General features: G+C 70.4%; 14 protein-coding genes. 2 read left to right on the top strand and 12 right to left on the bottom strand.

Going from position 1 to position 18,945, the window contains the following annotated elements; all coding sequences use genetic code 11:
- Window positions 1–129: 129 nt before the first annotated feature.
- Window positions 130–2,256: a PhoX family protein gene (locus ACZ6NZ_RS02550; RefSeq protein ID WP_465855131.1), complete on the top strand. Its 2,127-nt coding sequence runs from the start codon at window positions 130–132 to the stop codon at window positions 2,254–2,256.
- A gap of 91 nt (window positions 2,257–2,347) precedes the next feature.
- On the opposite strand, the gene ACZ6NZ_RS02555 is transcribed toward ACZ6NZ_RS02550, so the two are convergent.
- Window positions 2,348–3,130 carry an IclR family transcriptional regulator gene (locus tag ACZ6NZ_RS02555; RefSeq protein ID WP_366605807.1) on the bottom strand — a complete coding sequence of 261 codons (783 nt, stop codon included), beginning with the start codon at window positions 3,128–3,130 and terminating at the stop codon, window positions 2,348–2,350.
- Window positions 3,131–3,284: 154 nt separating this feature from the next.
- On the opposite strand from ACZ6NZ_RS02555, the gene ACZ6NZ_RS02560 reads away from it, so the two are divergent.
- On the top strand, window positions 3,285–4,514 hold the full coding sequence (locus tag ACZ6NZ_RS02560) for an MFS transporter (protein WP_465855133.1): 1,230 nt from the start codon (window positions 3,285–3,287) through the stop codon (window positions 4,512–4,514).
- On the opposite strand, the gene ACZ6NZ_RS02565 is transcribed toward ACZ6NZ_RS02560, so the two are convergent.
- From ACZ6NZ_RS02565 to nuoE, 11 genes are all read right to left on the bottom strand, one after another.
- Complete coding sequence (locus ACZ6NZ_RS02565) at window positions 4,490–5,575, bottom strand: polyprenyl synthetase family protein (RefSeq protein WP_366605809.1); 1,086 nt, start codon at window positions 5,573–5,575, stop codon at window positions 4,490–4,492. The genes ACZ6NZ_RS02560 and ACZ6NZ_RS02565 overlap by 25 nt on opposite strands.
- Window positions 5,576–5,665: 90 nt before the next feature.
- Window positions 5,666–7,219 carry an NADH-quinone oxidoreductase subunit NuoN gene (gene nuoN, locus ACZ6NZ_RS02570; protein WP_366605811.1) on the bottom strand — a complete coding sequence of 518 codons (1,554 nt, stop codon included), beginning with the start codon at window positions 7,217–7,219 and terminating at the stop codon, window positions 5,666–5,668.
- A complete protein-coding gene (locus ACZ6NZ_RS02575) occupies window positions 7,216–8,751 on the bottom strand; it encodes an NADH-quinone oxidoreductase subunit M (RefSeq protein WP_112585696.1) in 1,536 nt (511 codons plus the stop codon). The genes nuoN and ACZ6NZ_RS02575 overlap by 4 nt, the downstream gene beginning before the upstream one ends.
- Before the next feature lie 64 nt (window positions 8,752–8,815).
- Window positions 8,816–10,741 carry an NADH-quinone oxidoreductase subunit L gene (gene nuoL / locus ACZ6NZ_RS02580; RefSeq protein ID WP_366605813.1) on the bottom strand — a complete coding sequence of 642 codons (1,926 nt, stop codon included), beginning with the start codon at window positions 10,739–10,741 and terminating at the stop codon, window positions 8,816–8,818.
- Window positions 10,742–10,753: 12 nt separating this feature from the next.
- Window positions 10,754–11,071, bottom strand: coding sequence for an NADH-quinone oxidoreductase subunit NuoK (gene nuoK / locus ACZ6NZ_RS02585; protein ID WP_088951135.1), 318 nt, complete (start codon window positions 11,069–11,071; stop codon window positions 10,754–10,756).
- The gene (locus tag ACZ6NZ_RS02590; protein ID WP_366605815.1) at window positions 11,071–11,841 is read right to left on the bottom strand and encodes an NADH-quinone oxidoreductase subunit J; all 771 of its coding nucleotides are present in this window, start codon (window positions 11,839–11,841) and stop codon (window positions 11,071–11,073) included. The genes nuoK and ACZ6NZ_RS02590 overlap by 1 nt, the downstream gene beginning before the upstream one ends.
- The gene (gene nuoI, locus ACZ6NZ_RS02595) at window positions 11,838–12,479 is read right to left on the bottom strand and encodes an NADH-quinone oxidoreductase subunit NuoI (RefSeq protein ID WP_355004851.1); all 642 of its coding nucleotides are present in this window, start codon (window positions 12,477–12,479) and stop codon (window positions 11,838–11,840) included. Before nuoI ends, ACZ6NZ_RS02590 begins: the two co-directional genes overlap by 4 nt.
- A gap of 1 nt (window position 12,480) precedes the next feature.
- Window positions 12,481–13,833, bottom strand: a complete 1,353-nt coding sequence (gene nuoH / locus ACZ6NZ_RS02600) for an NADH-quinone oxidoreductase subunit NuoH (RefSeq protein WP_465855138.1) — start codon at window positions 13,831–13,833, stop codon at window positions 12,481–12,483.
- Window positions 13,830–16,337 (bottom strand): NADH-quinone oxidoreductase subunit G, encoded by a 2,508-nt coding sequence (locus tag ACZ6NZ_RS02605; RefSeq protein ID WP_366605818.1) that lies wholly within the window; start codon window positions 16,335–16,337, stop codon window positions 13,830–13,832. The genes nuoH and ACZ6NZ_RS02605 overlap by 4 nt, the downstream gene beginning before the upstream one ends.
- On the bottom strand, window positions 16,337–17,653 hold the full coding sequence (gene nuoF / locus ACZ6NZ_RS02610; RefSeq protein ID WP_112585688.1) for an NADH-quinone oxidoreductase subunit NuoF: 1,317 nt from the start codon (window positions 17,651–17,653) through the stop codon (window positions 16,337–16,339). The genes ACZ6NZ_RS02605 and nuoF overlap by 1 nt, the downstream gene beginning before the upstream one ends.
- Window positions 17,650–18,897: an NADH-quinone oxidoreductase subunit NuoE gene (nuoE, locus tag ACZ6NZ_RS02615; protein ID WP_465855141.1), complete on the bottom strand. Its 1,248-nt coding sequence runs from the start codon at window positions 18,895–18,897 to the stop codon at window positions 17,650–17,652. The genes nuoF and nuoE overlap by 4 nt, the downstream gene beginning before the upstream one ends.
- Window positions 18,898–18,945: the final 48 nt, after the last annotated feature.

The following is an 18,945-nucleotide window of genomic DNA, read 5'->3' on the forward strand; positions in this document are numbered from 1 at the left end:
AGACGGTTGCCGCCCGGAGAGGTGTTCATGCCCGGTTCACATTGCGGCTGACGGGCGCTCACCACGTCCTCCTAGCGTCCGGCTGGTACGCCGCCTGTCGTGCCACCGACTCCTCTGGAGGCCTCCCCCATGAGCGACCGCCCCCGGCTGCTCCCCCTGTTGAACGGCACCCGCCATGGCACCCGTGATGCCATGACCTGCCTGTACCGGTGCGGAAACGCGTGTGACCACCCGGTCCCGAACACCTCCGACAACGCGTACTTCGGTGACGTGGTGAACGCCGAGGTGTCGCGGCGTGGCGTGGTCCGGGCCGGCGCGGTCGGCGCGCTGGTGCTCGGTTTCGGCGGCACGGCGGCCGGCGCGCTCGCCGGGGCGGCCCCCGCGATGGCGGCCCCGACCGCTCCGGACGTTCCGGAGAACTTCGGGTTCGGTCGTCCCAGCACCGGGATCGGCAGCGGCGCGCTGACCTTCAAGCCGATCCCTCCGAACAAGTTGGACACCCTGGTCGTGCCGAACGGCTACGACCACGCCGTGGTGATCAAGTGGGGTGACCCGGTGCTGCCGGGCGCGCCGGAGTTCGACCTGCACCACCAGAGCGCCGCGGCACAGTCCAAGCAGTTCGGCTACAACAACGACTTCGTGGGCGTGCTGCCGCTGGACAAGCAGGGCAAGCGGGCACTGCTCGTGGTCAACCACGAGTACACCAACGAGGACCTGATGTTCCCGGGCTTCCCCGGCCTGGACGGGCTCTCCGTGGAGCAGTTGAAGACCGCCATGGCCGCGCACGGCATGTCGGTGGTGGAGCTCGAGCGGGTGGCGGGCACCGGGCAGTGGAAGCCGGTCGGCAAGGGCCCGCGGCCGTACAACCGGCGGGTCACCGCCCTGAGCACCAAGTTCGACCTGACCGGCCCGGCCGCCGGCTCGGCCTGGCTGAAGACCGCCGCCGACCCCAGGGGCCGTACGGTCGTCGGCACGCTGAACAACTGCGCCGGTGGCGTGACCCCGTGGGGCACCGTGCTCTCCGGCGAGGAGAACTTCAACCAGTACTTCGTGGGCGCCGACGCCGTCCCGGCCGAGCTGAAGCCGAAGCTGGACCGCTACGGCATCAGCACCGCCAGCCGCTACCCCAGCGGCAGCCGCAAGTGGGAGCGCGCGGACGAGCGCTTCGACCTGGCGAAGCACCCCAACGAGGCACACCGGTTCGGCTGGGTCGTCGAGATCGACCCGTTCGACCCGGAGAGCCGCCCGCGCAAGCACACCGCGATGGGCCGGTTCAAGCACGAGGGCGCCAACGTGATCGTCGCGAAGGACGGTCACGTGGTCGCGTACATGGGCGACGACGAGCGGTTCGACTACCTCTACAAGTTCGTCTCGGACAAGAAGTTCATGAAGGGCAACTCCTGGGCGGCCCGCAAGCACAACCTGACCCTGCTGGAGGCCGGCACGCTCTACGTGGCGAAGCTCGACCAGACCAGCGCCGCCGAGATCGACGGTACGGGCAAGCTCCCCACCGACGGCGCGTTCAACGGTCGGGGCCGCTGGATCAGGCTGGTCAGCGGCAACCGGTCGTTCGTCGACGGGATGACCGCGGCGGACGTGCTCACCTTCACCCGGCTCGCCGGTGACAGGGTCGGCGCGACCAAGATGGACCGCCCCGAGGACGTCGAGCCGAGCCTGCTCACCGGCAAGGTGTACGTGGCGCTGACCAACAACACCAACCGGGGCGTCGGCAGCAACCCGAAGCCGGACGAGGCCAACCCGCGCAACGCCAACAAGCACGGGCAGATCCTGGAGCTGGTCGAGGACCGCAACGACAACACCTCGGAGACCTTCGCCTGGTCGTTGCCGATCGTGTGCGGCGACCCGACCGACCCGTCGACCTTCTTCGCCGGGTACGACAAGGCCAAGGTCTCCCCGATCTCCTGCCCGGACAATGTCGCCTTCGACGCCACCGGCAACCTCTGGATCTCCACCGACGGCAACGCGCTGGGCAGCAACGACGGCCTGTTCGCCACCGCCGTGGAGGGCCCGGAGCGGGGTCACCTCAAGCAGTTTCTGACGGTGCCGCTCGGCGCGGAGACCTGCGGCCCGTTCATCACCGGCGACAACCGTTCGGTCTTCGTCGCCGTGCAGCACCCGGGCGAGATCACCGGAGCGTCGGTGGAGAACCCGGCCTCGAACTGGCCGGACGGTGACTACGCCAAGCCGGGCGTGGTGGTCACCTGGCGCCTCGACGGCGGTCCGGTGGGCAGCTGACGGCGTAACCGCCGCTGACGTTGCTCCTGCGGTCCCGCGTTGGACCGCCCCGAGAGGCCCTCTCCCAGCCCGGGAGAGGGCCTCTCGTCGGTCAGTTGTCGCCGGCGATGCCGTCGGCCACGCTGCGGGCCACGGTGAGCAGCTTGGCGCGTACCACCCGGGCGGAGGTCATCATCTCGCTGGCGGGCAACGCGCAGGCCAGCACGACCCGACGTTCCATGTCCTTGTCCGGTGCGACGAGCACCGCGGCGCAGGCCACCCCCTGGCGGAACTGCCCCATCTCCAGTTGCATGCCGCGCCGGTCGCCGGCGGCCAGGTCCGCCTCGAAACTCTCGGTGGTGGTGAGCGTGGCGGTGGTGAACGGGCGCATGCCGTACTCGCGCAGATAGCGGTAGCGCTGGTCGGTCGTGAGGGTGGCGAGCAGCGACTTGCCGAGCGCTGTCGCGTGCGCGCCCTCGTCGAAGCCGGGCACCAGATCCTCCAGGTAGGGCGAGCGGTGCCCCTCGGCGACAGCGGTGAGGGCCACCTGACCGCCGACGAACCGACCGAGGTAGTGGCTGTAGCCGGTGTCCAGGGCGGCCCGGCGCAGTGTCTCACCGACCGCCGGCGGGCCCCGGAACGCCGTCACCAGCTCCCGGTACCGGTCGGCCACCTCCAACCCGACGATGTACGTGCCGTCCTCGCGGCGGATCACGTAGCCCTCGTAGGCGAGGGTGCGAACCAGGTGGTAGGTGGTGGCCACGGTCAACTCGCAGCGTCTGGCGATCTGCTTGACGGTCAGGCCCTTCGGGGCACGACCGACCGACTCCAGCACCCGTAGCGCTCGGGACACGCTGCGAATCAGGTCCGAAGGTTCTGCCAAGGGGTCGCGCACAACCACCTCCGCCGCCGTGGACTTACACCATATGAAAAACAGGCCCGGTGCGAAATGCCTGTTCGGGTCGAGGATGCCAGATCACCATCCACGGGTTGTTGCCCGCCGGTCACCAGGAGTGCGGTGAGCGGGGCTCGCGTAGGTTTGCCGAACGATGACCGACACCTCCGAAACCCCTGATCCGGCCGTTGCCCAACCCCGTCCGGTCCGGGCCAGCGCCGGCGCAGTCGTCACCACGGTGGCCTGCGTACTCCCCGTCTTCCTGCTCGGCGGTCTCGCCGTGCAGATGGGCACGGACCTCGGCTTCTCACCGGCCGGCCTGGGCCTGGCCGTCTCCGTCTACTTCGGGGTCAGCGCGCTGGCCTCGGTGCCCTCCGGGCGACTGGTCGAACGGTACGGACCGGCGGTGGTCGCCCGCTGCGGCATCGTGCTGGCCGCCGGATCGATGCTGGCCGTGGCCGCCTTCGCCAGGTCGTACCCGGTGCTGGTCGGTCTGCTGGCGCTCAGCGCCGCCGCGAACGCGCTCGGCCAACTGGCCAGCAACGCGGCGCTGGCCCAGCACGTGCCCGCCCGACGGCAGGGGCTGTCGTTCGGTGTCAAGCAGGCCGCCATCCCGGTCTCCACCCTCCTGGCCGGCGCGGCGGTGCCCACCATCGCGCTCACCGCCGGCTGGCGCTGGGCGTTCGTGGCCGCCGCCGTGGCCGCGCTGACGACGCTGGCCGCCGTACCCCGACAGTTGCCCGGCCTGGCCAAGCGGGCCGGCGCCACGCGCGCCGGGAGGGCGACGGCGGCGCTGGTGGTGATCGGCGCGGCGGCGACGTTGGCGTCGGGCGCGGCCAACGCGCTCGGCACGTTCCTGGTGGACTCCTCGGCGGCCCGAGGTCTGTCGCCGGGCCTCGCCGGTCTCACCCTGACCCTGGGTAGCGCGGTCTGCGTGGCGGCCCGGGTGGGCGCGGGCTGGTTGGCCGACCGCCGCGAGACCGGCCACGTCGCCCTCATCGCCGCGATGCTGCTCGTCGGCGCGGTCGGGCTGGGCCTGCTCGCGTTGACCGGCTCGGTGCCGTTGGTGGTCGGTGTGGTGCTCGGCTTCGGCCTGGGCTGGGCCTGGCCCGGCCTGATGAACTTCGCGGTGGTCCGACTCCACCCGCAGTCACCGGCCGCCGCCACCTCGATCACACAGACCGGGGTGTACGCGGGCGGCTGCCTCGGCCCGCTGAGCCTCGGCCCCCTCGCCGCCCACCTCGGTTACCCGGCGATGTGGACCGTCGCGGCCGTCGCGATGCTGCTCGCCGCCGCCCTCATGCTCGTCGGCAGCCGACTGTTGACCCGCGCCGCCGCCGCCGCGGGCCGAGGTGTGGATCAGCTGGTGCGGTCGGCGATGTAGTCGCAGAGCGACTCCAGCGCGCTGCGGGACGGGCCGTGCGGCAGCGGGGCGAGCTGCGCGCGGGCGTCCTCGGCGTAGCTGCGGACGGTCTCGCGGGCCCGCTTGAGCGCCGGGCTCTCCCGGAGCAGCCCCAACGCCTCGGCGTGCAGCGCGTCGTCGGTCAACGGGCCGGTCGCCAGGATCTCCCGCAGCCGCACCGACGACGCGTCGGAGTCGTCCGCCTCGCGGGCGTAGAGCACCGGCAGCGTCGGAACACCCTCGCGCAGGTCCGTGCCGGGGGTCTTGCCCGACTGCACCGACTCGGAGGCGATGTCCAGCAGGTCGTCGGAGAGCTGGAAGGCGACGCCGATCGTCTCGCCGTACCCGGCGAGGGCCTCGACGTGCTCCGGGGCGGCCCCACCGAACATGCCGCCGAACCGGGCGGACGTGGCGATCAACGAGCCGGTCTTCTCGGCGATGACGTGCAGGTAGTGGGCCACCGGGTCGTCGTCGGCGCGCGGCCCGACCGTCTCCGCGATCTGACCGTGCACCAGCCGGGCGAAGGTGCGCGCCTGCAACCGGACCGCCTCGGGGCCCAGGTCGGCGGCGATGTCCGCCGCGCGGGCGAAGAGGTAGTCGCCGACCAGGATGGCGACCGAGTTGGTCCACCGGGAGTTCGCGCTCGGCGCGCCCCGACGAACGGCCGCCTCGTCCATCACGTCGTCGTGGTAGAGGGTGGCGAGGTGAGTGAGCTCCATCACCACGGCGGCCGGGACCACCTGCGCGCCGGTCGGATCACCGAACTGGGCGCCGAGCGCCACCAGCAACGGCCGGAACCGCTTCCCGCCGGCCTCCACGAGGTGCCGGGCGGCTTCGGTGACGAACGGGTCGGCACTGGCCACGCTGGCCCGCAACTCGACCTCGACCGTGTCCAGCAGACCCAGCACGGACGCCTCGACACGGGGATCGGCGAGGCTCAGGCCGAGCGCGCCGAACTGACTCATGCTCGCCCGACCCCGCCGACCGCCGGAGCCGGAGGCACCTGAACGCTCGCCCGCCGGATTCACCACGCTATCAACCATGCCACACCCGTACGACCTGCTCCGGCCCGGGGATACGCACCGGGGGCCGGCACGTGAACACGCGCCGACCCCCGGTGATCGATCCTTCGGTCATCTAACGAATTCGGCGGCTCCGGCGGCCAGATCGAGCAGCGGCGCCGGGGCGACACCCAACACCAGGGTCGCCAACACACCGATCATCAGCGCGGCGGCGGTGAGCCCACCGGGCACCGTGACGGTCGGGGTCGAATCGCCCGGCTCGGAGAGCCACATCATCACCACGACCCGCAGGTACGGGAACGCGAGGATCATGCTGGTCAGCACACCGGCGATCACCAGCCAGGCCTGGCCACCTTCCAGCGCCGGCCCGAAGATGGCGAACTTGCTGGTGAAGCCGCTGGTCAGCGGGATACCGGCGAAGGCCAGCAGGATGAACGTGAACAACGCGGCGAAGAACGGCGACCGGCGGCCCAGCCCGGCCCAGCGGGACAGGTGGGTGGCCTCGCCGTCGTCGTCGCGTACCAGCGTCACCACGGCGAACGCGGCCAGCACCGAGAAGCCGTACGCGACCAGGTAGAACATCGTGCCGGCCAGCCCGTCGCGGCTCGGCGCCAACACGCCGACCAGCAGGTAGCCGGCGTTGGCGATCGAGGAGTACGCGAGCAGCCGCTTGATGTCGGTCTGGGTGACCGCGAGCACCGCGCCCACCAGCATGGTCAGCACCGCCACCGCGCCGAGGACCGGGGTGAAGTCCCAGTTGGCGTCGGCGAACGCGACCTGGAAGACGCGCAGCAGGGCACCGAACGCGGCGACCTTGGTGCAGGCCGCCATGAACCCGGTGACCGGGGTCGGAGCGCCCTGGTAGACGTCCGGGGTCCAGACGTGGAACGGGGCCGCCGCGGCCTTGAAGAGCAGACCGATGGCGAGCAGCGCCATGCCGGCGAAGAGCAGCACCGGGCTGGCCGGCGACTCACCCACCGCCGCGTGGATGGTGGCGAAGTCGACGCCGGCCGTCCGGCCCGGGATGCCGGCGGTGAAGCCGTAGATCAGGGCCACGCCGAACAGGAAGAACGCCGAGGCGTACGCGCCGAGCAGGAAGTACTTCATGGCCGCCTCCTGGCTCAGCAGACGCCGGCGACGGGCCAGCGCGCAGAGCAGGTAGAGCGGCAGGGAGAAGACCTCGAGGGCGATGAACATGGTCAGCAGGTCGTTCGCCGCCACGAAGATCAGCATGCCGCCGATGGCGAACGTGGTCAGCGGGTAGACCTCGGTGAGACCGTTGCGACCCTCGGCCTGCCGCCGGTCGTCGGCCGACTCCGCGGTCACCGCGGCCTGGGCGACGAACGCCCCGCCCCGCTCGACCGAGCGGTCGCCGATCAGCAGCAGCGCCATGGCGGCCAGCACCAGGATCGCGCCCTGGAGGAAGAGCGTCGGCCCGTCGATCGCGAGCGCCTGACCCGCTGTGATGATCCGCTCGTCGGCGCTGAGGACCACCATGGTCAGCGCCGCGAGCACGGCGAGCAGCGCCAGCGTCAACTGCACCACGTGCCGCCAGCGTCGAGGCACCAGGGCCTCGACCAGCACGCCGAGCAACGCGGTGCCCAGCATGATCAGGATCGGAGAGATCGCCGCGTAGTCGATCGACGGCAGCTTCAACTCGGTCACTTTGCCGCCTCCTGGACGGTGCCGCCCACGGACGGCGCCGGGTCGGTTCTGCCGATGTCGTCCATTGTCGCCTGAACGGCGGGGTTGATCACGTCAGTGACCGGCTTGGGGAAGAAGCCGAGCAGCACGATCAGCGCGATCAGCGGGGCGACCACGACCTTCTCGCGCAGGTTGAGGTCCCGGCGCATGCCGTCGACCTCGGTCAGCGCCGGGTTGAGGGTGCCCTGGGTGGTGCGCTGCACCATCCACAGCACGTACGCGGCGGCCAGGATGATGCCGAGTGTGGCGATGACCGCGACCGGCTTGTTCACCGTGAACGTGCCGATCAGCACCAGGAACTCGGAGATGAACGGGGCCGTGCCGGGCAGCGCCAACGAGGCGAGACCGGCGAAGAAGAGCACCCCGGCGAGCACCGGGACGAGCTTGCCGGCACCACCGAAGTCGCTGATCAGCGCCGAACCGCGCCGGGAGATCAGCATGCCCACCACCAGGAAGAGCAGGCCGGTGGCCAACCCGTGGTTGAGCATGTAGAGCACCGCGCCGGTGCCGGCCTGGGTGGTGAAGGCGAAGATGCCCACACCGATGAAGCCGAAGTGCGCGATCGAGGTGTACGACACCAGCCGCTTGAGGTCGTTCTGGCCGACCGCCAGCAGCGCGGCGTAGACGATGCCGATCACGCCCAGGGCCAGCGCCCACGGCGCGAACCACTTCGACGCCTCCGGGAACAGCGGCAGGCAGTAGCGCAGGATGCCGAAGGTGCCGACCTTGTCCAGTACGCCGACGAGCAGCGCCGCCGCCCCCGCCGGGGCGGCGCCACCGGCGTCGGGCAACCAGGTGTGGAACGGGAAGAACGGCGCCTTGATGGCGAACGCGAGGAAGAAGCCGAGGAACAGCCACCGCTCGGTGCCGGTGCTGATGTCGACCTGCGAGAGCGCCTGCCAGTCGAAGGTCTTCCCGCCGACCACCCACAGGCCGATCACGGCGGCCAGCATGAACAGACCGCCGACGAGCGAGTAGAGGAAGAACTTCACCGCCGCGTACTGCCGCTGGTGACCGCCGTAACTGCCGATGAGGAAGTACATCGGCACCAGCATGACCTCGAAGAACACGTAGAACAGGAAGACGTCGGCGGCTGCGAAGACGCCGATCATCGTGCACTCGAGGACCAGCAGCAGCGCGAAGTAGACGGGCACCGACCGCTTCGACGACTCCGCGTCGTGCCAGGACGCCAGGATCACCAGCGGCACCAGCACCGCGATCAGCATCAGCATCACCAGCGCGATGCCGTCGGCGGCGAAGGTGAAGCTGACCCCCCAGTTCGGGATCCAGGAGTACGACTCGCGGAACTGGAACCGGTCACCGCCGGCGTTGAAGCTGACCCACATCACCACCGAGAGCACCAGCACGAGCAGCGACCAGGCGAACGCCACCTGCTTGGCCAGCTCCGGGCGGTGGCGCGGCAGGAAGGCCACCACCAGGGCGCCCACCAGCGGCGCCACGGTGAGCACCGAGAGGAACGGGAAGTTGGACATTATGCGGCCTTACCTCCGTCGTCACTGCGTGGTCCGCCGGCGGGGGCGGCCGGAAAGAGGTCGATCACGCCAACCACCCCGCCTGCACCGCCAGGAACGCCGCCATCACCAGCAGCGCACCGGCCAGGATCGAGGTGGCGTACGAGCGGACAAAGCCGGTCTGCATCCGACGGAGGCGACCCGAGCCCCCGCCGACCGCGGCGGCGAGCCCGTTGACGAGACCGTCGATGCCCCGGTTGTCGAGGTACACCAGCGCCCGGGTGAGGAAGATGCCCGGCTTCTCGAAGACCGCCTCGTTGACCGTGTCGGTGTAGAGGTTGCGCCGGGCGGCGGTGACCAGCACCCCGGCCGGTTGCGGCGCGGTGGCGGTGCCGGCGCGGAACAGGAACCAGGCGAGCCCGGCACCGAGCACGGTCACCAGCAGCGACAGGATGGTGATCACGGTGTGCGAGAGGACCGCCGCGTGCTCGGAGTGCTCGCCGCCCAGTCCCGCGGTCTCCGTCAGCCAGTCCGGAACGGACGTGGCGAGCAGGAAGCCCGCGCCGACCGACCCCACCGCGAGCAGGATCAGCGGGATGGTCATCAGCTTCGGCGACTCGTGCGGGTGCTCGATGTCCTCGGTCCACCGCTGCGGTCCGTGGAACGTGAGGACGAACAGCCGCGTCATGTAGAACGCGGTGAGCCCGGCGCCGAGCAGTGCCGCGCCGCCGAAGAGCCAGGCGGTCCAGTCCTCCCGCTCGAAGGCGGCCACGATGATCGGCTCCTTGGAGAAGAAGCCGGAGAAGGGGAACATGCCGATGATGGCCAGCCAACCCATCATGAAGGTCAACCAGGTGATCTTCATGTACTTGGAGAGCCCACCGAAGCGGCGGATGTCGACCTGGTCCTTCATCCCGTGCATGACCGAGCCCGCGCCCAGGAACATGTTGGCCTTGAAGAAGCCGTGCGCCAGCAGGTGCACGATGGCCAGCGCGTACGCCGCGCCACCGAGGCCGACACCGAGGAACATGTAGCCGATCTGGCTCACCGTCGACCAGGCGAGCACCCGCTTGATGTCGTCCTTGGCCGCACCGATGATGCAGCCGATCAGCAGGGTGAGCGCGCCGACGCTGACCACCACGAGTTGCAGCGTCGAGTTGGCCGAGAAGATCGGGTTGGACCGGGCGATCAGGTAGACGCCCGCGGTGACCATGGTGGCGGCGTGGATGAGCGCCGACACGGGGGTCGGACCCTCCATCGCGTCCGGCAACCACGCCTGGAGCGGGAACTGACCGGACTTGCCGGCCGCGCCGAGCAGCAGCAACAGGCCGAGGACCAGCACCGTGGCGCCGGTCAGCGAGCCGACGCCGTTGAACACCTCGTCGTACTGGGTGGTGCCCAGGGTCGCGAACATGATGAAGATGCCGATGGCCAGGCCGGCGTCGCCGACCCGGTTCATCAGGAACGCCTTCTTGCCGGCGGTGGCCGCGCTCGGCCGCTCGGTCCAGAAGGAGATCAGCAGGTACGACGCCAGACCGACGCCCTCCCAGCCGAAGTACAGCATCACGTAGTTGTTGCCGAGCACCAGCAGCAGCATCGCCGCGACGAACAGGTTGAAGTACGCGAAGAACCGACGACGGCCCGCGTCGTGCGACATGTACTCCACCGCGTACAGGTGGATCAGGAAACCCACCCCGGTGATCAGCAGTACGAAGACCGCGGCCAGCGGGTCGAACAGCAGGCCGAAGTCGACGCGCAGATCACCGACGGCGATGAAGTCCCAGAGGCTCAGCTCGACGGACTTGTTCTCCAGGCCACGCAGCTGGAAGAAGAAGCTCAGGCCGAGCACGAACGCGGCGCCGATGGCGGCGACGCCCAACCAGTGCCCCCAGCGGTCGGCCCGGCGGCCGAGCAGCAGCAGGATGGCCGCGCTGAGCAGCGGGATCGCCACCAGCAGCCAGACGCCCCCAAGCAGCCCCGTGGCCTGGGCGTATTCCACAGTCTCTTCCACCGGTGGACCCCTCTAGTACTTGAGCAGGTTGGCGTCGTCGACACTCGCCGAGCGTCGCGTCCGGAAGATGGACATGATGATCGCGAGCCCGACCACGACCTCGGCCGCCGCCACCACCATCACGAAGAACGCCATGATCTGGCCGTTGAGGTCACCGTTGATCCGGCTGAAGGTGACCAGCGTCAGGTTGGCCGCGTTGAGCATCAGCTCCACGCACATGAACAGCACGATCGCGTTGCGCCGGATCAGCACCCCGGCCGCGCCGATGGTGAACAGCACCGCGGCGAGCACGAGGTAGTAGGTCGGCTCGACCGAGAAGAACGTTCCCATTACTTGTCCGTCCCCTTCAGCGAGGTCTCCTCGGCGGTCAGCTCGCGCTGCGGAAGGATCGCCGGGGTGCTGCGGTCGGTCAGGCGGCCGTCGGGCAGCCGGGCCGGGGTGGCCACCGAAGAGGAGGTCGCGAAGACGCCGGGGCCCGGCTTCGGGCCGGGGTAGTTGCCCGGGGCGAAGCGTGCCTTCATGGTGGACACCTGGTCGACCTTGTCCTGCTTCCGCCGCTCGACGTGGGCCAGCACCATGGCACCGACCGCCGCGGTGATCAGCAGCGCCGAGGTCAGCTCGAACGCGAAGACGTACTTGGTGAACAGCAGCCGGGCAATGCCCTGCACGTTGCCCTCGGCGTTGACCTGGTCCAGACCAGCCGTGTTGGTCCGGTCCAGCGCCTGGTAGAGGCCGGTGCCGACCAGACCGGCGAAGCCCAGGCCGAGCACGATCGCGGCAACGCGCTGACCGCGCAGCGTCTCGATCAGCGAGTCCGTGGAGTCCCTGCCGACCAGCATCAGCACGAAGAGGAACAGCATCATGATCGCGCCGGTGTAGACGATGATCTGCACCATGCCGATGAACGGGCCGGCCTGGAGCACGTAGAACACGCCCAGGCAGAGCATTGTCAGCACCAGCCACAGCGCCGAGTGCACGGCGTTGCGCGCGGCCACCATCCCGATCCCGCCGACCAGCGCGAGCGGGGCGAGGATCCAGAAGGTGACCGCCTCACCGGTGGAGACCGAACCCGCCGCGGCGAGCACCGTAGACGTGGTCATGCTCCCTCTCCCTTGCCGGCCGCCACGCGCTGGGCGGCCTGCTCGGCGCCCGGGAACGTCACGCCGGGGTGCTCCTCGACCTGGTAGCGGCCGGGGCCCATCGGGGACGTCTCCGCACCGGCGGAGGTGCCCGGGTTGTCCAGCGCGCCGACGTAGTAGTCCTTCTCGCTGTCACCCAGCCGCATCGGGTGCGGAGGCTGCTCCATGCCCTCCAGCAACGGCGCGAGCAACTGCTCCTTGGTGAAGATCAGGTCCTGCCGGTTGTCCCGGGCCAACTCGTACTCGTTGCTCATGGTGAGCGACCGGGTCGGGCAGGCCTCGATGCACAACCCGCAGAAGATGCAGCGGGCGTAGTTGATCTGGTAGATGCTGGCGTACCGCTCACCCGGCGAGAAGCGCTCCTCGTCGGTGTTGTCGCCACCCTCGACGTAGATCGCGTCCGCCGGGCAGGCCCAGGCGCACAGCTCGCAGCCGATGCACTTCTCCAGGCCGTCCGGGTGCCGGTTGAGGATGTGCCGCCCGTGGTAGCGCGGCGCCGACACCGGCGGCTTGAACGGGTAGTCGGTCGTGACGACCTTCCTGAACATGTGCGAGAAGGTGACACCGAATCCCTTGAACGTTCCGGTGATCGCGCCCACGTCACACCTCCCTGGAGTCCGAGCCGGCAACGATGTTGGCCGGCTCCCGCTCGGCGACCACGCGCGTGATGCGCGGGCTCGGTGGTACCTGAAGATCCATCGGTGGCAGCGGGAAGCTCCCGTGCGGCCGGTTGTCGACCTGTTCCTGCGTCGTCGGCTTCGGCGTCGGGCGCCGGCTGGGCCAGAAGATCGTGGCGATCAGCAGAATGCCGGCGGGGATGCCGACGGCGATCACCTTGCCGCGGGTGTCCCAGTCCTCGATGGAGCGCAGGCCCGACAGGACCAGGATCCAGGCCAGGTTGATCGGCAGCAGCACCTTCCAGCCGAGCCGCATGAACTGGTCGTACCGCAGCCGGGGCAGCGTGCCACGCAGCCACACGAAGACGAAGACCAGGGCGATCACCTTGCCGAAGAACCAGAGCATCGGCCACCAACCGGAGTTGGCGCCCTCCCAGATGGTGATCGGCCAGGGTGCCCGCCAACCGCCCAGGAACAGCGTGGTGGTGACAGCGGACATGGTCACCATCGCGACGTACTCGCTGAGCATGAAGAGCGCGAACTTCAACGAGCTGTATTCCGTCATGAAGCCGGCGACCAGCTCGGACTCGGCCTCGGGCAGGTCGAACGGCGCCCGGTTGGTCTCACCCACGGTGGCGATGAAGAAGATGATGAAGCTCGGCAGCAGCAGGATCGCGTACCAGCCCGGGGCCGGGATGGTCTGGCCGAAGACGGTCAGCTGGGTGCCGTCGCCCTGAGCGGCGACGATCCCGCTGGTGCTCATCGTGCCGGCGGTCATGAAGACCGCCACGATGCTGAGCCCCATGGCGACCTCGTACGAGATCATCTGGGCGCTCGACCGGAGACCACCCAGCAGCGGGTACGTCGAGCCCGAGGCCCAGCCGCCCAGCACGATGCCGTAGACGCCCATCGAGGAGCAGGCGAGCAGCAGCAGCACCGCCACCGGCACATCGGTGACCTGCAACGGCGTGTGGTGACCGAAGATGCTCACCATCGGGCCGAACGGCACCACCGACAGGGCGGTGACCGCGCAGATCACCGAGATGGTCGGGGCGAAGAAGTAGACGACCTTGTCGGCCGCCTTCGGCAGGATGTCCTCCTTGAAGGCCATCTTCAGGCCGTCGGCGAGGGTCTGCAGCAGGCCGAACGGGCCGACCTGGTTGGGGCCGGGCCGCACCTGCATGTAACCGACCACGCGCCGCTCGAACCAGACGCCGAGCAGGGTGGCCAGCAGACCGAAGGCGAACGCGAAGACAATCTTGCCGAGGACCAGCCACCACGGATCCTTGCCGAAGTCGGCCAGCGTCGGATCCTGGGCCAGGTAGATCGGGCTCACTGGTTACCCCCGGAGTTGAGGAGCGGACCCGGGAGACCGGTCTCGTCGGCCGCCACCCGTCCGGCCGGGATGGCCGTACTCGGTGCGGGGACGGAGATCCGGACGACCGCGCCGGACGTCGCCCCGAGGCTGCGCCGCACGGTCGAGCCGGGTGAGTTGGTCGGCAGCCAGACCACGCCGTCCGGCATCTCGGTGAGTTCCGCCGGCAGGGTCAGCGCCCCCCGGTCGGTGCCGACCGTGACCGCGTCACCGTCGACCACACCGAGCGCCTCGGCGGTGCCCTTACCCAGCCGGACCACCGGCGGGCGGGCGGTCCCGGCGAGGTTCTCGTCGCCCTCGGTCAGGGTGCCGAGGTCCACCAGCTGGTGCCAGGTGGCCAGCACGGCCTCCCCGGCGTTCGGCTGCGGCACCCGGCCCGGTGCGACCGACGGCGCGGCCGGCCGGGACATCCGCGTCGCCGGCAGCGTGCCCAGCTCACGACGCACGCTCAGCACGTCGGCCGTGCCGAGGCGTACGTCGAGCAGCGCGGCCAGCGCGTCGAGCACCCGGCCGTCGGTCATCGCGGCGGTGTTCAGCACCGCCTCGAACGGGCGCAGCCGGCCCTCCCAGTCCAGGAAGCTTCCGGCCTTCTCGGCCACCGGGGCGACCGGCAGCACCACGTTCGCCCGCCGGGTCACCGCGCTGGCCCGCAGCTCGAGGCTGACCAGGAACGGCACCGCGTCCAGGGCGGACTCGGCCAGTCGCGGGTCGGCCAGGTCGGCCGGGTCGACACCGCCGACGACAAGCGCGCCGAGCTGCCCGTTGGCGGCCGCGGCCAGGATGCCGTCGGTGTCCCGACCGGCCTGGCTCGGAATCACCCCGGCCGGGATGTCCCACGCCTCACCCAGCTCGGCCCGGGCGGCCGGCTCGGTGACCAGGCGGCCACCGGGCAGCAGGTTGGGCAGGCAACCCGCGTCGACAGCGCCGCGGTCACCAGCGCGCCGCGGCACCCAGGCCAGCTTCGCGCCGGTACGACGGGCCACGTCGGCCGCGGCGGACAGCCCACCCGGCACGCTGGCCAGCCGCTCGCCGACGATCAGGATCGCGCCCGGCGCGCTCAGCGCCTCGCTGACCGTGGCGTGCTCGGCGAGCACGCTGGCCTCCTCGCCCGGCACCACCCGGGCCAGCTTGGCACCGAGCTTCTCCAGGCCGCGGGTGGCGAAGGGCGCCAGCGCGTACACGGTCAGGGTCTTCTTCAGGTACGCCTTGCGCAGGCGCAGGAAGAGGATCGGGCACTCCTCCTCGGGCTCCAGGCCCACCAGCACCACCGCCGGCGCGTTCTCCACGTCGGTGTAGGTGACGTCGGTGACCCCGGCGACCGAGCTGGCCAGGAAGTCGGCCTCCTCGCGGGAGACCGGGCGGGCCCGGAAGTCGATGTCGTTGGTGTTCAGCGCGACCCGGGCGAACTTGGCGTACGCGTACGCGTCCTCGACGGTCAGCCGGCCGCCGGTGAGCACCGCGGTGCCCTGCCCGCTCTCCCGGGCGATGTGCAGCCCTTCGGCGGCGACGGTGAGCGCCTCACTCCAGGACGCCTCCCGCAGCTCACCGGTGCGCTCGTCGCGGACCAGCGGAGTGGTCAGCCGGTCGGCGGCCCGGGTGTACTGGAAGCCCCAGCGGCCCTTGTCGCAGTTCCACTCCTCGTTCACCGCCGGCTCGTCACCGGCTAGCCGGCGCAGCACCTTGCCCCGCCGCCAGTCGGTGCGCTGCCCGCAGCCGGCCGAGCAGTGCTCGCAGACACTCGGGCTGGAGACCAGGTCGAACGGGCGGGCGCGGAAACGGTACTGGGCACCGGTCAGCGCACCGACCGGGCAGATCTGCACCGTGTTGCCGGAGAAGTAGGAGTTGAACGGGACGTCCCCGGCGTCGCCCTCTTCGCCGTACGCGTCGTCCCGGTAGATGTTGATCTCTTCGGCGGACGACCGGCCCATCAGGTCGATGAACTTGTCGCCGGCGATCTCCTCGGAGAACCGGGTGCACCGCTGGCAGAGCACGCACCGCTCGCGGTCCAGCAGCACCTGGCTGCTGATCGCCATCGGCTTCTCGTACTCCCGCTTGTGCTCGTGGAAGCGCGAGTCGGTGCGGCCGGTGGACATCGCCTGGTTCTGGAGCGGGCACTCGCCGCCCTTGTCACACATCGGGCAGTCCAGCGGGTGGTTGAGCAGCAGCAGCTCCATCACCCCCTCCTGCGCCTTCTTGGCGACCGGGGAGGTGATCTGGGTCCGCACGACCATGCCGTCGGCGACGGTCTGGGTGCAGGAGGCGACCGGCTTGCGCTGGCCCTCCACCTCGACCAGACACTGCCGGCACGCACCGGCCGGGGCCAGCAGCGGGTGGTCGCAGAACCGGGGGATCTCGGTGCCCATCTGCTCGGCGACCCGGATCAGCAGCGTCCCCTTGGGGGCGGTGACCTCGACGCCGTCGATGGTGAGGGTGACGGTTTCGGTCTGCTTGGCTACGTCGGTCATCAGTGCGCCCCTACCAGGGTCTTCTCCGACAGCTTGGGTGCGGTCCGACCCTCGATGTAGTCGAGGTAGTCCTGCTTGAAGTACTGCAGCGAGGAGGTCACCGAGCTGGTCGCGCCGTCACCCAGACCGCAGAACGAGCGGCCGAGGATGTTGTCGCAGGTGTCCAGCAGGGTGTCCAGGTCTTCGTGGGTGCCCTGACCGGCGAGGATCCGCCGGTAGACCCGGACCATCCAGTAGTTGCCCTCCCGGCACGGGGTGCACTTGCCGCACGACTCGTGGTGGTAGAACTCCAGCCACCGGTACGTCGCGTAGACCGGGCAGTCCTGGTCGGAGAAGATCTGGGTGGCCGTGGTGCCGAGGATCGAGCCGGCCGCCGCCACCCCCTCGAAGTCCAGTGGCACGTCCAGGTGCTCGGCGGCCAGCAGCGGGGTCGACGAGCCGCCCGGGGTCCAGAACCGCAGGTTGTGGCCGGGCTGCATGCCACCGGCCAACTCGAGCAGCTCGCGCAGCGTGACACCCATCGAGCACTCGTACTGGCCCGGGTTGGCGACCCGGCCGGAGAGCGAGTAGATCATCGGCCCGGACGACTTCTCGGTGCCCATGCTCTTCCACCAGTCGGCCCCACCGAGCACGATCGGCGGCACGCTGGCGATGGTGCCGACGTTGTTCACCACCGTCGGGCTCGCGTACAGGCCGTGGGTGGCCGGGAACGGCGGGCGCAGCCGGGGCTGACCCCGGAAACCCTCCAGCGAGTCCAGCAGCGCCGTCTCCTCGCCGCAGATGTACGCCCCGGCGCCGGAGTGCACCACCAGCTCCAGGTCGTAGCCACTGCGCAGGATGTTCCGGCCCAGGTAACCCTTGTCGTACGCCTCCTGGACCGCGTTGCGCAGCCGGCGCGCGGCATGCACCGCCTCGCCCCGGATGTAGATGTAGGCGCGGGCGGCCCGGATCGCGTACGAGGCGATGATGACGCCCTCGACCAGCGCGTGCGGGTCGTGGGTCATCAGCGGCAGGTCCTTGCAGGTGCCCGGCTCGCCCTCGTCGGCGTTGACCACCAGGTAGTGCGGCTTGCCGTCGCCCTGCGGGATGAAGCCCCACTTCAGGCCGGTCGGGAAGCCGGCGCCGCCCCGGCCCCGCAGCCCGGAGTCCTTGATCAGCTGGATCAGGTCGTCCGGGTGGGCCTTGAGCGCCTTGCGCAGCGCGGCGTAGCCGTCCAACTGCTCGTACGTGCCGATGCGCCAGGCGTCCGGCGACAGCCAGCGCTTGGTCAGCACCGGCGTCAGCTTGGCCAGCGTCTCCGGGCGGGGAGTGGTCACTTCTGGGCCCCCGTTTCGTTCGCGTCGGAGGAGGTCGCGCCGTCGGCGTCCGTCCCAGCCTTCGCTTCGGTGAGGTTGCGCTCCTGCGCCCCGGCCTCGTCGCCGGCGGGCTTGCCGTCGCTGGCCGGCGCGTTGGCCGCCACGCCGGCGGCCTCGGCCGACCGCGCGTCGCCAGCCTCGGGCGCGGTGCCGGTGCCGTCCGTCGGGACCTTCGTGCCGGGGGCGTCCGGCACCGCCGTGTTCGCGTCCGGCTGCCGGGTCTCGGCGGTACGCACCTGCGGCGACGTGTCGTCCGGTGCCTTGACGTCACGCGTGGTGCTGCCGCTGGCCGCTGCCGACGTCGCCGCCGGCTCGGTCGCGTCTGCGGACTTCGCCGGCTCCGTAGCCGCAGCCGGCTCGGTGGCGTCTGCCGACTTCGCCGGCTCGGTGGCCACTACCGCCCCGGTCGGGGCGGACGCCCCGTCGCCGCCCTTGACCGGCGCCGCGCTGGCCTCGACGGGTGCCGGCTTGGCGGCCTCCGCCTTCGCCTTCGCCTCAGCGGCGGCCTTGTCGGCCTCGGCCTTGCTGCGGATCGGGGTGTTCGGGTCGAAGCCCGGCACCGAGACGCCGTGCTGCTGGGCCAGCCGCAGGCCGCGCAGGGTGGGCTCGCCCGGCCCGCCGTCGGCGACCGCACCGTCGCGCTCGTCGGCGAAACCGGCGAGCTGCACCGCCATCTCCTTGAGGGTGCAGAGCCGGGCGCCCCGCGTCGGCATCGGCCGACCGCCGGCCCGCAACTCGTCCACCACGCCGACGGCGGTGGAGGCGTCCACACCGTCGAAGAAGTCGTAGTTGACGGTCATCACCGGGCCGTAGTCGCACGCCGCCAGGCACTCGGCGTGCTCCAGCGTGATCGTGCCGTCCGCGGTGGTCTCGTCGTGCCCGACGCCCAGGTGCTCGGCGAGGGTGTCGTAGACCTCCTGGCCACCGAGCACGTTGCACATCGTGTTGGTGCAGACGCTGACCAGGAAGTCACCGGTCGGCTTGCGCTTGTACATCGTGTAGAAGGTGGCCACCGCGCCGACCTGGGCCTTGTTCAGCCCCAGCACCTCGGCGCAGAACGCGACCCCGGCCGGGGAGACGTACCCCTCTTCGGCCTGCACCAGGTGCAGCAGCGGCAGCAACGCCGAGCGGGACCGGTCCGACGGGTAACGGGCGATGATCTCGCGCGCCCGCTCCCGGGTCTCGTCAGTGAAAGTCGTCGTCATCAGAGCCGCCTTCCGTTCGCGACTGCGGGGCTCGCAAGCTCACTCCTC

The organism is Micromonospora sp. NPDC047756, assembly GCF_055587245.1.